We start from the raw sequence: 14088 nt of genomic DNA, 5'->3' as shown, positions 1-14088 counted from the left end.
GATCCGCTTCGCTAGTTTTCACTCGGACGTGAAAACTACTGGGGATTGGCTGGGGAATGTCGTCACACATCGCCGCCTTAACTCGCAGTTCGGCGGTTCTCGCCGCCGTGCTCGTCGCGGGTTCGCTCACACCGACCGCCGTCGCCGGGCCGCCCGCCGCGGACTCCACGCCCGCTCCGCTGCGCACCAACGGGGCGGCCGTCCCGGCGCTGGAGTGGGCGCCGTGCGAGCTCGCGCCCGGTTACGAATGCGCGACCGCCGAGGTGCCGCTGTCCTATCGAGATCCGGCGGGACAGCAGATCCGGCTCGCCGTGGGAAAGCTGCCCGCCGTTGATCAGGAGCACAAGCTCGGCACGATCTTCTACAACCCGGGCGGGCCGGGCGGCAGCGGCAAGTTGGCGCCGGAACTGACTCCGGAATTGCACCAGCGCTTCGACATCGTCGGCTTCGATCCGCGCGGCATCGGCGAGAGCACCGGGTTGAGCTGCTTCACCGCGCCCGGCGATGGCTTCCACTACGACGGCACCTTCCCCGTGACTCCGGAGCAGGAACGGGTCCAGGTCGACGACACCGCGCGCGGAGTCGAGCGGTGCGCCCAGAACGCGGGGCCGTTGCTGCAGCACACGTCGACGGCGAACGTGGCCCGTGACCTTGACCTGCTGCGCGAGGCGGTGGGGGAGGACCGGCTCGATTACTACGGCATTTCCTACGGCAGTCACCTCGGCACGGTGTACGCGAACCTGTTCCCAGAGCGGGTGGGGTCGCTGGCGATCGATGCCGTGCTCGACCCGATCGAGTGGACCACCGGATACCGGCCGGAGGAGGCGTTCGACCCGTTCACCTTCCGGATAGGCAGCTACGGCGGTGCTCAGCAGGCGCTGCACTCGTTCCTCGACGCGTGCGCCGCCGATGAGCGCTGCGCGTTCCGGGAGCCGGGTACCGACCTGTTCGGCAAGTACAACGCGGTGCTGGACCGGCTGCTGGCCCAGCCCGTCACGATCACCCGGCCCGACGGAACGCCGCAGGAGATCACCTACCAGGTGGCCGCGATCAGCACGCTGGGCTCGCTCTACGGCGCTTCGGCGTCGACGCAACTCGGTGAGTTCCTGCAGCAGCTGCACGAACTCTCCCTGCCCGGTGCCGCCGCCGGGCCGGCACCGGTCGTGGCGGTACCGGCGGCCCCGCAAGATCGGGTGGGCGCCCTGAGAACGGAGCAGGGGCTCAGCGTGAGGTGCAACGACACCAGCAACCCCGGCGACCCCTGGGTGTGGTCCGAGTACGCGCGGCGGGCCGACGAGGTCGGGCGCGGTTTCGGCTCGTACTGGACGTACTGGTCGCTGGCGTGCGCGGACTGGCCCGGCGGATCCGATCCGGATCGCTACACCGGGCCGTGGGACCGGGAGACGGCCGAGCCGGTGCTGGTCATCGGCAACCGGCAGGGCGACCCGGCCACGCCGTACGAGGACGCGCGCAAGACCTCGGAGCTGCTCTCCGACGCCCGGCTGCTCACCCTCGACTCGTTCGGACACGGCGCTCGCGGTGAGAGCGCCTGCATCGACGGGGCGTTGAACGCCTACTTCACCGACGGCGCACTGCCCGCCGAAGGCACCGTCTGCCAGCCGGACCGAGGCCCGTTCGACCCGGTGCCCTGACCGGACCGGACGTGCTGCGGCGGCCCGCTCGGCCCGACCGGTCGAGCGGGCCGTTCGTTCGTGGTGCGGCGACGGGAAACGCGCGCTCCGGTGAGCTTAGGATTCGAAGACCGCAGCAACGCAGTCCCGCAGCCAGGAGGCTCTTCGTGATCACCGCGATCGTGCTCATCCAGACCGTCGCCGACCGACTCACCGAGGCGGCCCAGGAAGTCGCCGACATCGACGGCGTCGCCGAGGTCTACTCCTGCGCGGGCGACGTCGACCTGATCGCCATCGTGCGGGTCACCGACCACGAGGACATCGCGGAGATCGTGCCGGGCAGGATCAACAAGGTCGCCGGTGTCCTCGACACCGACACCCACATCGCCTTCCGCTCGTATTCCCGCCAGGACACCGAGGCCACGTTCTCCATCGGCTTGGAGTGAGCCGGAGCCGCACCGAGCGGTCCGCGCAGTGGGGCGGGAAGGGCATGCGGATTCCTCGCCGTTCCTTTGCCGAGTGCGACCGCGATTTCTCGGACAGCTCCGCTTTCCGTCGCCGTTCCGTGATTTCAGGGAGTGCGCGATGACCTTCCTCGCTAGTTTCCGGCCGAAAACGGAAACCACTGGGGAGTTGTCGAGGAATGTCATCACGCATCGCCGTTTCCGCGCGCGGCACGACCGTGCTCATCGCAGCGCTCATCGCGAGCTCGCTCACTCCGTTCGCGGCCGGACGATCCGAAGCCGAACGGGTCGCTGGAGCGCTGCGCACCGGTGGCGCGGACGTCCCGGCGCTGCACTGGGAGCCGTGTGCCGACTCGCCCGGCCATGAATGCGCCACCGCCGAGGTGCCGCTGTCCTATCGAGATCCGGCGGGGCAGCGAATTTCCCTCGCCGTGGGGAAATTGCCCGCCGTTGATCAGGAGCACAAGCTCGGCACGATCTTCTACAACCCCGGCGGACCCGGGGGAATCGGCAGGATCGCCCCGGAATTGACGCCCGAGCTCCACGAGCGTTTCGACATCGTCGGATTCGATCCGCGCGGTGTCGGCGAGAGCACCGGGTTGAGCTGCTTCACCGACTCCGCCGACGGTTTCCAGCACGAGAACACCTTCCCGGTCACCTCCGAGCAGGAACGGGTCCAGGTCGAAGACGCCGCGCGCGGAGTCGAGCGGTGCGAGCGGAACGCGGGGCCGCTGCTGCGGCACACCTCGACGGCGAACGTGGCTCGTGACCTCGATCTGCTGCGGCGGGCGGTGGGGGAGGACCGGCTCGACTACTACGGCATTTCCTACGGCAGCCACCTCGGCGCCGTGTACGCGAACCTGTTCCCGGAGCGAGTCGGCTCGGTGGCGATCGACGGCGTGCTCGACCCGATCGAATGGACCACCGGCTACCGGCCGGAAGAAGCCTTCCACCCGTTCAGCTACCGGCTGGGTGCGGAGAAGGGCGCCCAGTCGGCGCTGCACTCGTTCCTCGATGTCTGCGCCGCCGATGAGCGCTGCGCTTTCCGGGAGCCCGGCGTCGAGCTGCTCGACAAGTACAACGCGCTGCTCGACCGGCTGCTGGTGCGGCCCGTCGCGGTCATCTCGCCCGGCGGCGCACCGATGGAGATCACCTACCAGGTCGCGGTGCGCGGCACCCTGAGCGCGCTGCACACCGCCGAATCCGCCCCGAAGCTCGGTGAGTTCCTGCAGCTGCTCCACGAGCACTCCCTGCCGGGCGACCCCGGTGCGCCGCCCGTCGTCGAGGTGCCCGAGCCGCCCAAACGACCGGGACGCAAACCCGAGCAGGGGCTCAGCGTGAAGTGCAACGACTCCAGCAACCCCGGCGATCCGTGGGTGTGGTCCGAGTACGCGCGGCGGGCCGACGAGGCCGGGCGCGGTTTCGGCTCGTACTGGACGTACGCGTCGCTGGCGTGCGCGGACTGGCCCGGCGGATCGGACCCGGATCGCTACACCGGGCCGTGGGACCGGGAGACGGCCGAGCCGGTGCTGGTCATCGGCAACCGGCAGGGCGATCCGTCCACGCCGTACGAGGACGCGCGCACGACCTCGGAGCTGCTCTCCGACGCCCGGTTGCTCACGTTGGACACGTTCGGACACGGCGCTCGGGGGAAGAGCTCCTGCATCGATGGCGCGTTGAACGCCTACTTCACCGACGGCGCACTGCCCGCCGAAGGCACCGTCTGCCTCCCGGACCGGGGGCCGTTCGATCCGGCTCCCTGACCTGCCGTCCGACCACTGCCGAGAGCTACTCCTGCGGGCCGAAGGCGGCCCAGCGGGCCAGCAGATCGGCGGCGGCACCCGAGTCGAGTGCTCGGGCGGCGCGGTCGATGCCGTCGCGCAGCTGCGCGGTCAGGTCCTCGCCGATGCCGTCGTAGGCCGCCAGTGCGCCTGCCGTGTTCAGCACCACCGCGTCGCGCACCGGGCCGCGCTCGCCTGCCAGGAGTTTGCGCACCACCTCGGCGTTCACCTCGGCGTCGCCGCCCTGCAGCGCCTCCGGCGTCGTGCGCGGGACGCCGAGGTCCTCCGGGACGATGCGCTCCTGCCGGACCTGGCCGTCGCCGATGACCCAGGCCGTCGTGGTGGCGGTGGTGGTGATCTCGTCCATGCCGTCGTCCCCGGACACCAGCAGCACCGAGTTGCCGCGCGCCGCGAACACCTCCGCCATCACCGGAGCCATCCGCTTGTCCGCGCAGCCGATCAGGCCGCTGGTCGGCCGGGCCGGGTTCGTCAGCGGGCCGAGCACGTTGAAGGCGGTGGGAATGCCGATCTCCCGGCGCGGACCCGCCGCGTACTTCATCGCCGGGTGGAACACCGGCGCGAAGCAGAACCCGATGCCGACCGCCGACACGCACGCCCGCACGTCCGCGGGCGGCAGGTCGATCGTGACGCCCAGCGTTTCCAGCACGTCCGCGGTGCCGCACTTGGAGGAGGCCGCGCGGTTGCCGTGCTTGACGACGGTCGCGCCGCAGGCGGCGAGCACGATCGCCGTCATCGTGGAGATGTTCACGCTGCCCGACCGGTCCCCGCCGGTGCCGACGACGTCGATGGCCCGGCCCTCGACCTCCAGCGGCAGCGAGTGCGCGAGCATCGTGTCGGCCAGGCCGCGCACCTCGGCCGCGGTCTCGCCCTTCGCGCGCAGCGCCACGACGAACGCGGCGACGCGAGCCGGGGTGGCCGCGCCGGTCATCACCAGGTCCATCGCCCAGGCGGTGTCCGTCGCGGACAGGTCATTGCCCGCGACGAGGTGCCCGAGGAGTTCCGGCCAGGTGCCCGACATGGTGCCCACGATTGTTCTCCGGGTGGTTCAGGCCCGCACCGCGGACGGCACTGCGGTGCGGATCAGTTCTGCGACGGTTTCGGCGGACGACAACGGATCCAGCGGGTGCACCAGCACCGCGTCGGCCTGCGACCAGGTCGCCAGCCATCGGTCGTCCCGCCTGCGCACCGTGAGCACGATCGGCGGGCAGTTCGCGATCTCGTTCTTCAACTGCCGCGACACCCCCATGCCGCCGGTGGGCTGTGCCTCGCCGTCCAGCACCACCAGGTCGGCGCGGCCCGCGTCGACCTCGGTGAGCACGTCGGCGACGTTGCCCGCTTCGACGTAGTCGACCTTGGCCAGGTCGGGCGCCGGCCGTCTGCCGATCGCGTTGATGATCGATTCGCGAACTTCGGGCCGGTGGCTGAACACCAGGATCGTGGTGGTCGGTGTGCTCATCAGCTGCTCCTCGCTGGCTAGGCGGTCGGCTCACGACGTTGTGGTGACTCGGCCCGACGACGAGATGGTGCCCTCGATGACGGTGATCTCCGGATGCTAGCGGCTGAACAGGCGTGAGCAGTAGCCGCCACGAGCCCCGGTGCTCAGCCGGGCTCGTTCTGCAACGCGACCCAGCCGACGGCCCTGCCGTGCAGACGCTGGGCGAGTCCGGCCATCCGGGAGCTCTCCTGTGAGCAATGCAACGCGTCGAGTTTCTGCACACGCTCCGCGAACAGCGGGTTCTCGCCGGGCGCGGGCTCCGCGCCGAACGGGACTCGCTCGTCGCCCGGATCGGGGCGCAACCGCCAGCCGTCCTGTTCGAGCAGTTCAGCGGCGGTGCTGATCGAATCCGGCGGGAGCAGCAGGTGGTGGCGCAGCACCGCGGCGGCCTCCGGGACCCACCGCTGCGAGCGGGAGAGTGCGGTGGAGGCGGCCTCGGTCTCGTCGAAGGCGCTGACCACGACGATCAGCTCTGGATCGTCCCAGTCGGGCTCCGCGACACCCTTCTGGCCGAGCGGAAACCCCAGGCGGGACAAAAAACGCCGAAAATTAATCACAACGAGTTACCTCCAGGTCGCGATCTGATCACTGAAACGCCACGCGCGGGACCCGAGGGCGCAGGGGCAAAACGCACGGGACATAATGCGTCGCGTGACAACGGCAGCGCCCTCAATCAGTCAACGCGTGCACTCGCTGAACCGGCCGAACATGGTCAGCGTCGGCACCATCGTTTGGTTGGCCAGCGAGCTGATGTTCTTCGCTGGACTCTTCGCCATGTTCTTCACGGTGAAGGCGCAGAACGAGGGCGCTTGGCCACCGGCGCCCAGCGAGCTGAACATCGCCTACGCACTCCCGTTCACGGTGATCCTGGTGGCGTCCTCGTTCACCTGCCAGTGGGGTGTTTTCGCGGCCGAGCGCGGAGATGTGTTCGGCCTCCGCCGCTGGTACGTGGTGACCCTGATCATGGGCACGATCTTCACGCTGGGGCAGGCGGGCGAGTACTACACGCTGGTCACCGCGCACCACACCACGATCGCCTCGTCGGCCTTCGGCACCGTGTTCTTCATGACGACCGGCTTCCACGGCCTGCACGTCATCGGCGGACTCATCGCCTTCGTGTTCCTGCTCATCCGAACCAAGCTGAGCAAGTTCACCCCGGCACAGGCCATCGCGGCGATCGTCGTGTCGTACTACTGGCACTTCGTCGACATCGTGTGGATCGGACTGTTCGCCGTGATCTACCTCGTTCCGTGATTCACCGGTCTTAACCAGGGCCGCCACGTAACACCCCGAACCTGACAGCAAGGGTTGCCGCACTCATGACCACCATCAAGAAACGGAACCGCGCGGGATCCAAGTTCCGGCGCAGGCTCTCCGGTGTCCTCGCGCTCGGGATCGCCTTGGTCGGCGCGGGCGGGCTGTACACCGTCCTGACCCCGAGCCGCAGACCGCGCACGCCGCGGCGGACCCGGCGCTGGTCAGGCAGGGCGAGCAGCTCTACAACAACGCGTGCATCAGCTGCCACGGCGCGAACCTGGGCGGGGTCAAGGACCGCGGCCCGAGCCTGGTCGGCGTCGGCGAGGCCGCGGTGCACTTCCAGGTCTCCTCCGGCCGCATGCCGATGGTCCGCCAGGAAGCCCAGGCCATCCGCAAGCCCGCGAAGTTCTCCCCCGAGGAGATCGACGCGATGTCCGCCTACGTGCAGACCTACGGCGGCGGCCCGGAATCCCCGGACACCGCCGGTGCGGCCGCGACGGGCGACTCGGCGCGCGGCGGTGAGCTGTTCCGCCTCAACTGCGCCTCCTGCCACAACTTCACCGGCCGCGGCATCGCGATGTCGTCCGGCAAGTTCGCGCCGCACCTCGACCCGGCCAGCGAGCAGCAGATCTACGAGGCGATGCTCACCGGTCCGCAGAACATGCCGAAGTTCTCCGACCGGCAGCTCACGCCGGAGGAGAAGAAGGACATCATCGCGTACGTCAAGTCCGTGACGGACAACAACAACAATCCCGGCGGCAGCTCGGCCGGTGGCTTCGGCCCCGCTTCGGAGAGCGTCATCGCCTGGGTCGTCGGACTCGGCGCGCTGATCGGCATCACCCTGTGGATCGGAGCCAGGGCATGAGTGCAAGTGACACCCCGCGAGAAGACGGGCAGGCAAGCCCCAAGCGGGACTACACCGAGGCCGAACTGGCCGAGATGAGCCGCGACGAGAAGATGCGGCTGGGATTGGCGCTCGACGACGTCGAGCTCATCCACTACCAGGACCCGTTCCCGGTGGAGAACACCCGCGCCGAGCGCCGCGCCGAGCGGTCGGTCGCCGCGTGGTTCGCGCTCTCCGGTTTCTCCGCGATCGCGTTCATCGCGGTGTTCATCTTCTGGCCGTGGGCCTACGTCACCCCGCAGCAGGGTGGCCGGGAGTACTTCCTCTACAACCTCTACACCCCGCTGATCGGCCTGTTCCTGGGGCTGTCGATCTTCGCGGTGGGTGTGGGCGTGGTGCTCTACGCCAAGAAGCTGATCCCGCACGAGGTCGCCGTCCAGCAGCGCCACGACGGGCACGGTTCCGAAGAGGTCGACAAGCAGACGACGACCGCGATCCTCGCCGACACCGGCGTGCGCAGCGGTTTCGCCCGGCGCTCCATGATCCGTCGCACGCTGGGCTTCGGCGGGGCCGCGCTGGGCCTGGGCACCGGCGTGATCGCCATCGGCGGTTTCGTCCGCGACCCGTGGGCCACCGACGGACCCGACTCCCTCAAGCACACGGCGTGGATGAAGGAGACCGACGAGAAGATCTACCTGCGGCGTGACACCGGCGACCCGCACGACGTGTCGCTGCTGCGCCCGGAGGACATCGACGCCGGCGGCTTCGAGACGGTCTTCCCGTTCCGCGAGTCCGACCGCGAGGACGAGCACAAGCTCGCCTCGGTGCTGCGCCGCAGCGACGCCCCGGTGATGCTGATCCGGCTGCGGCCGGGCAGTGCTCCGGTCAAGCGCAAGGGCCAGGAAGACTTCAACTACGGCGACTACTACGCTTACTCGAAGGTGTGCACCCACGTGGGCTGCCCGACCTCGCTGTTCGAGCAGCAGACCGGCCGCCTGCTCTGCCCCTGCCACCAATCGCAGTTCGACGTGGTCAACACATACGCCAAGCCGGTGTTCGGTCCGGCCACCCGTTCCCTGCCGCAACTACCGATCACGGTGGACGAAGAGGGATATTTCGTGGCCGAGCACGACTTCATCGAGCCGGTCGGCCCAGCGTACTGGGAGCGAAACTCATGAGTTCGATCACGACGCCCACCAAGCCGGAGAGCAAGCTCTACCGGAAGGCGGCAACTGCGGCCGACGAGGCCGACAGCCGTTACAACATGGCGCCCGGCATCCGGCGCCAGCTCAACAAGGTCTTCCCGACGCACTGGTCGTTCCTGCTCGGTGAGATCGCGCTCTACACCTTCATCATCCTGATCCTGACCGGGATCTACCTGTCGCTGTTCTTCGACCCCTCCATGGAGGAGGTCACCTACGACGGTGTGTTCCGGAACCTGCAGGACGTCGAGATGTCCAAGGCGTTCGCGAGCACCCTGGACATCTCGTTCGAGGTGCGCGGCGGTCTGTTCATCCGGCAGCTGCACCACTGGGCGGCGCTGCTGTTCGTGGCCGGGATGATGGCCCACATGTTCCGGATCTTCTTCACCGGTGCGTTCCGGCGCCCGCGTGAGGGGAACTGGGTCATCGGCTCGCTGCTGCTGATCCTGGGCATGTTCGAGGGCTTCTTCGGCTACTCGCTGCCGGACGACCTGCTCTCCGGTACCGGTGTCCGCGCCACCATGTCCGGCATCGTGCTGTCGATCCCGGTGCTGGGCACCTGGATGCACTGGGCGCTGTTCGGCGGCGAATTCCCCGGCATGGAGATCATTCCGCGGCTCTACATCCTGCACGTGCTGGTGCTGCCGGGGATCATGCTGGGCCTGGTCGCGGCGCACTTGGCGCTGGTCTGGTACCAGAAGCACACCCAGTTCCCGGGCGCCAAGCGCAAGGAGACCAACGTCGTCGGCATTCGCATTCTGCCGACCTTCGCGCTCAAGAGCGGTGCGTTCTTCGCGCTGACCACCGGCGTCCTGGCGATGATGAGCGGGTTGTTCCAGATCAACGCGATCTGGAACCTCGGGCCGTACCTCGGTTCGCAGGTCTCGGCGGCCTCGCAGCCGGACTGGTACCTGATGTGGGCGGACGGCATCCTGCGGATCTGGCCGGCCTGGGAGCTCTACCTCGGGCCGTACACGGTGCCGCCGGTGTTCTTCTGCGGCGCGATCGGCATGGGCATCATGTTCACGCTGCTGATCGCCTACCCGATGATCGAGCGGAAGCTCAGCGGGGACAACGCGCACCACAACCTGCTGCAGCGTCCGCGGGACAACCCGGTACGCACGAGCCTCGGCATGATGGCGCTGTCCTTCTTCGCGGTGCTGATGATCTCCGGCATGAACGACGTGGTCGCGTTCGAGCTGAACATCTCGCTGAACGCGATGACGTGGGCCGGCCGGATCGGGCTGCTGCTGGCGCCGCCGATCACGTACTACATCACCTACCGGATCTGCCTGGGTCTGCAGCGGGCCGACCGCGAGGTGCTGGAGCACGGCGTGGAGACCGGCATCATCAAGCGGTTGCCGCATGGTGAGTTCATCGAGGTGCACCAGCCGCTCGGGCCGGTGGACTCGCACGGTCACCCGGAGGAGTTGCCCTACCAGGGCGCGCCGGTGCCGAGCAAGATGAACAAGCTCGGTGCCGCGGGCACTCCGATCGAGGGCAGCTGGCTCAAGCCGGACCCGGCCGAGGAGACCGAGGCCCTCAACCGTGCCAAGGCGGAGAACGAGCGCTTGGAGCACGAGGCGCAGGAGGATCGCGAGTTGGTCTCCGGAAGGCCGCAGCAGCCTTCCGAGTGAGCCTGATCGTTCCCGGAGCGGCCCGGCACCCCAGCGGGTGCCGGGCCGCTCCGCGTCGTGAGCTCCGCTCGCCGCCCCGGCGCCCATGTGAGGTGAGTGCTCCTTCGCCCGGTCCCTCTGGTCGAACGGGCCGTTCACCTCACCGGCGGGGTCAGGTCAATGTCTCCTTCGCCCGGTCCTGTCGGTCGAATGGGCCATTCACCTGATGGGGATGGGGGCGCAGCGGCGAGGGCTCAGTCGGCGGCGGGATACGGGGTTCGGGCCTGGGTCGCGCGGTCGAGCCAGGTGCGCCAGGAAGCGGCTGAGCCTGCGGGTTCCGACCACGGGACCGCGCAGCGGACCAGGCGGGTGCCGCCGGTGGTGAGCCAGCGGTGCACGACGCGCACTTCGTCGGCGGGGGCTCCGCGCAGCGGGCCGGGCTCGGGCAGCACCGTTTCGGCCGCGGCCTGGAGGGCGTCCACGATCGGCATCGGCGGCACGCCGCGTCGCGCGTTTCCCGCGGCGGCGAGCCTGCCGTGGCGCACCACGGCGAGCTGCCAGCCGCCCGCGCCGTCCGGGCGGGCCGCCACCAGCTCGGGCACCGCGGCCAGCGCGGCCCAGCGCTGCGCCTGGTCGAGCGCGCGCACCAGCCCGGCGAGCCGGTCGCGGGCCGCGGCGGCGTCCTCGAAGCGCTGCTCCGCGGCGAGCCGGTCGAGTTCGGTGTTGAGCCGCTCCAGCAGTCCGCCTCCGGTGTTCGGGGCGGTACCGCCGGAGATCACTTCGCGCACCGAGACGACCTGCGGCGCGTACTCCTCGACGCTCTGGTGGCCGGCGCACGGTGCCGCGCAGCGCCCCAGCTCGTACACCGCGCACGGCCGCCCCCGCGGGTTCCGCGCGGGGATCCGATCGGTGCACCGGCGCAGCATCGTGCCCGCCTGCAAGGTCTCCACCGCCTCACCGGCCGCCGTCCGAGAACGGAACGGCCCCAGCGCCCCATCGCGGGCGGTGCGCACGATCGAGAGCCGGGGGAACGCCTCCTCGGTGAGCACGACCCACCAGGTGCGCTTCGGGAACTTCGAGCGGCGGTTGTAGCGCGGCTGGTGCGCGCCGAGCAGCCGCAGCTCCCGCACTTCGGCCTCCAGCGGATGCGCGCACTCCACGTGATCCACCCGTTGCGCGAGCCCGGCCATCTCCCGTACCCGGCCGCGGCGTTCCCCCGCGGTGAAGTACTGCCGCACCCGGCGTCGCAGATCGGAGGCCGTGCCGACGTAGAGGACCTCGTCGTTCGGGCCGCGGAACAGGTACACGCCCGGTGCGCTCGGCAGGTCGTCGGCCAGCCCGCGGTTGCGCCGTTGCTGCGGCGTCACGTCCGGCAGGTGCTCCAGCAGCTCGGGTACCGTCCGCACGCCCAGCGGGCCGAGGCGCTCCAGCAGCGCGTGCAGCACGTCGACGGTGGCGCGGGCGTCGTCGAGGGCGCGGTGCACCGGGGTGGTGCGGGCGTGCAGCACGCGGGCCAGGGTGCCGAGCTTGTGGTTCGGCGTCTCGTCCCGGCTCAGCACGCGGCGGGCGAGCTTCGCGGTGCACAGCACCTGCGGTTTCGGCCAGGTCAGTTCGAGTCGTTCGCAGTGCGCCCGCAGGAAGCCGACGTCGAACGGGGCGTTGTGGGCGACCAGCACGCTGTCCCGGCTGAACTCCAGGAACGCGGGCAGCACCGAGTCGAAGCGCGGCGCCCCGTGCACCATGGCGTCGGTGATCCCGGTGATCGACACGACCATCGGCGGAATGCCGCACCCGGGGTCGACGAGGGTGCTGAACTCGCCGAGCACTTCACCGCCGCGGACCTTCACCGCGCCGATCTCGGTCACCGAGTCCCGCTGCGCGCTGCCGCCGGTGGTCTCGAGGTCGACCACGACGAACGTCGCCTCGTGCAGGGGGAGGTCGTCGTTGATCTCGTCGAAGGTCAGCTGCGCCCCGGTCATCGCGCGCACGCTACGGGCGGCCACCGACAACCTCCGGATCGGGTGAACGGGAAGGGGCCGACTAGCCTGGTCCCGTGGTTCCGCCGACGTCGGGTGCTGATGACCCGCGCACCGAAGAGTCTGCTGTGGACAGTCCGCGGCAGGCGCCGAACGGCGTTTCGGACGAGGTCTCCGAGTCCTGTCCGGCCGGTGACCCGGAGGAACTGCCCGTGCCGGTGCGCGCCAGGCTCGCCGAGCTCGGCGCGGAGGCGCTGGCGAGCATGCGTCCCTCCGACGTGCCCGTGCCGCTGCGCCCCGTGGTGCGGTTCGCGCCCGCCAAGCGGGCGAAGCTCGGCCAGGGGCCGCTGATCGCGGCGTTGCGGGACTCGGCGGTGTTCCGCACCGCGGTCGTCGATTGGTGCCGCGAGAACCGCCCTGAGGGCCTGGACACGGTCAACTCGGATCCGGTGGTGGTCGCCGCGGCGGGAGTCCTGCTGGGGGAGCCGAACACGGCGCACTACTTGGAGCTCGTCGCGTTCCGCGTGGAGCAGGGGAGGTTGCGCGGCGAGCGGGATTCCGCGCTGGCCCGGGCGCAGCGGTTGACCGGTGACGCCGAACGGTTGCAGCGCGAGCTCGCCGAGGCGCGGCGCGCGCAGGAGCAGGCGGGCGACGAATCCGGCACCGAGGCCGACCGGTTGCGCAAGCGGCTGCGGGAACAGGGCCAGCGCCTGCGCGACGCCAAGGACGACGCGCAGGCCGCCCGCGCGGAGCTCGCCGAGGCGCACCGGCTGGTCGAGGCGGAGGTGGCGGATCTGCGCGCCCAGCGGGACCGCGAGCAGGCGAAGGCGCAGGAGGAACGCGAACGCGCCCAGCGGGCCGCCGCCGAAACGGAAGTGGCCCGGCAATCGGCCAGGGAGGCCCGTCAGGGCGACGAGGTCCGGATCTCGCTGCTGCTGGAGACCATGGAGGGCGCGCTCGGCGGGCTGCGCCGGGAACTGCGAGCGGGCGGGCACGGGCCGCGCCCGGCGGACGTGGTGCAGCGGGTGCGCACCGATTCCGGCGTCACGGGCCAGGTGGCGGACGCGTCGGCGCTGGACCGGCTGCTCGCGCTGCCCGCGGTGCACCTGATCGTCGACGGCTACAACGTGACCAAGACGGGCTATCCGGACCTGCCGTTGGCCGATCAGCGCAACCGCCTGGCGCACCAGCTGGCGGCGCTGGCGGCGCGCACCGGCGCGGAGGTGACCGTGGTGTTCGACGGCGCCGACGTGCTCGCCGTCCCCACCGCCGGGCCGCGCGGGGTGCGGGTGCTGTTCAGCGATCCCGGGGTGATCGCCGATGATGTGATCCGGTCGCTGGTGAGCGCGGAGCCGCAGGGCAGGCAGCTGGTGGTGGCGACGTCGGACCGGGCGGTCGTGACCTCGGTGCGGCACGGCGGTGCCTACGCGGTCGCTTCGGCGGTGCTGCTGGATCGGCTCAACCGGGTGTGAGCCGACGGCTCGGCGGCCGGTTCGGAGGTGCCCGCCGCTCGCGGTCCGATCACTGCGCACGAGCTCGGCGTGGCCGCTCGCCCGTCCGCAGGTGGTGGATCTCATAGGGAGATCGTTCCGCGCGCGCTCCGGATGCGGCATCGGTGGCGGATTCGGGGAGGCGCTGGTCAGGACCCCGCAAGATCGGTCACGCTCTGCGCATGAAGATAATCCCATTGTGCTATTGCGGAGTGTTCAGAAGAATTACCCCCCCGCTTCTGGACGTCACGCTTCACCTTTCGTAGCCTTACCGCGTCTTCGCGGCGATCAGCGACCCACTCCGGGTCCTC

Annotated in this window: 11 protein-coding genes and 1 pseudogene; 8 read left to right on the top strand and 4 right to left on the bottom strand. The window is 70.0% G+C overall.

From position 1 onward, the window contains the following. Positions 1–56 precede the first annotated feature (56 nt). The 3 genes from H2Q94_RS22780 to H2Q94_RS22770 all read left to right on the top strand — a co-directional run bounded on the left by H2Q94_RS22780 (position 57) and on the right by H2Q94_RS22770 (position 3858). Positions 57–1652 carry an alpha/beta hydrolase gene (locus H2Q94_RS22780; RefSeq protein WP_243789221.1) on the top strand — a complete coding sequence of 532 codons (1596 nt, stop codon included), beginning with the start codon at positions 57–59 and terminating at the stop codon, positions 1650–1652. Positions 1653–1798: 146 nt separating this feature from the next. Next, positions 1799–2077, top strand: a complete 279-nt coding sequence (locus H2Q94_RS22775; RefSeq protein WP_243789220.1) for an Lrp/AsnC family transcriptional regulator — start codon at positions 1799–1801, stop codon at positions 2075–2077. A gap of 197 nt (positions 2078–2274) precedes the next feature. Further along, on the top strand, positions 2275–3858 hold the full coding sequence (locus tag H2Q94_RS22770; RefSeq protein ID WP_243789219.1) for an alpha/beta hydrolase: 1584 nt from the start codon (positions 2275–2277) through the stop codon (positions 3856–3858). 25 nt (positions 3859–3883) lie between these two features. Here the strand turns inward: H2Q94_RS22770 and trpD are convergent, their stop codons facing one another. The 3 genes from trpD to H2Q94_RS22755 form a co-directional block, all read right to left on the bottom strand. Then, positions 3884–4915 (bottom strand): anthranilate phosphoribosyltransferase, encoded by a 1032-nt coding sequence (trpD, locus tag H2Q94_RS22765; protein ID WP_243795867.1) that lies wholly within the window; start codon positions 4913–4915, stop codon positions 3884–3886. A gap of 27 nt (positions 4916–4942) precedes the next feature. Continuing rightward, on the bottom strand, positions 4943–5353 hold the full coding sequence (locus H2Q94_RS22760; RefSeq protein ID WP_243789218.1) for a response regulator: 411 nt from the start codon (positions 5351–5353) through the stop codon (positions 4943–4945). Between the two features lie 143 nt (positions 5354–5496). Next, a complete protein-coding gene (locus H2Q94_RS22755) occupies positions 5497–5862 on the bottom strand; it encodes a hypothetical protein (RefSeq protein WP_243795863.1) in 366 nt (121 codons plus the stop codon). A gap of 172 nt (positions 5863–6034) precedes the next feature. Between H2Q94_RS22755 and ctaE the strand changes: the two genes are divergently transcribed. The 4 genes and pseudogenes from ctaE (at position 6035) to qcrB (ending at position 10332) form a co-directional block, all read left to right on the top strand. Beyond that, positions 6035–6646: an aa3-type cytochrome oxidase subunit III gene (gene ctaE, locus H2Q94_RS22750; protein WP_243789217.1), complete on the top strand. Its 612-nt coding sequence runs from the start codon at positions 6035–6037 to the stop codon at positions 6644–6646. 65 nt (positions 6647–6711) lie between these two features. Next, a pseudogene (gene qcrC / locus H2Q94_RS22745) lies at positions 6712–7514 on the top strand (cytochrome bc1 complex diheme cytochrome c subunit). Further along, the gene (gene qcrA, locus H2Q94_RS22740) at positions 7511–8671 is read left to right on the top strand and encodes a cytochrome bc1 complex Rieske iron-sulfur subunit (protein WP_243789216.1); all 1161 of its coding nucleotides are present in this window, start codon (positions 7511–7513) and stop codon (positions 8669–8671) included. Before qcrC ends, qcrA begins: the two are co-directional and overlap by 4 nt. Beyond that, positions 8668–10332 (top strand): cytochrome bc1 complex cytochrome b subunit, encoded by a 1665-nt coding sequence (qcrB, locus tag H2Q94_RS22735; protein WP_309501066.1) that lies wholly within the window; start codon positions 8668–8670, stop codon positions 10330–10332. Before qcrA ends, qcrB begins: the two co-directional genes overlap by 4 nt. 233 nt (positions 10333–10565) lie before the next feature. Here the strand turns inward: qcrB and H2Q94_RS22730 are convergent, their stop codons facing one another. Then, positions 10566–12290 (bottom strand): DEDD exonuclease domain-containing protein, encoded by a 1725-nt coding sequence (locus H2Q94_RS22730; protein ID WP_243789215.1) that lies wholly within the window; start codon positions 12288–12290, stop codon positions 10566–10568. Between the two features lie 125 nt (positions 12291–12415). On the opposite strand from H2Q94_RS22730, the gene H2Q94_RS22725 reads away from it, so the two are divergent. Then, the gene (locus H2Q94_RS22725) at positions 12416–13759 is read left to right on the top strand and encodes an NYN domain-containing protein (protein WP_397545373.1); all 1344 of its coding nucleotides are present in this window, start codon (positions 12416–12418) and stop codon (positions 13757–13759) included. Positions 13760–14088 lie beyond the last annotated feature (329 nt).

It is taken from the genome of Saccharopolyspora gloriosae (assembly GCF_022828475.1).
Taxonomy (GTDB): domain Bacteria; phylum Actinomycetota; class Actinomycetes; order Mycobacteriales; family Pseudonocardiaceae; genus Saccharopolyspora_C; species Saccharopolyspora_C gloriosae_A.
The sequence above is the reverse complement of the archived record's forward strand: the minus strand, read 5'-3'. Positions and strand labels throughout refer to the sequence as shown.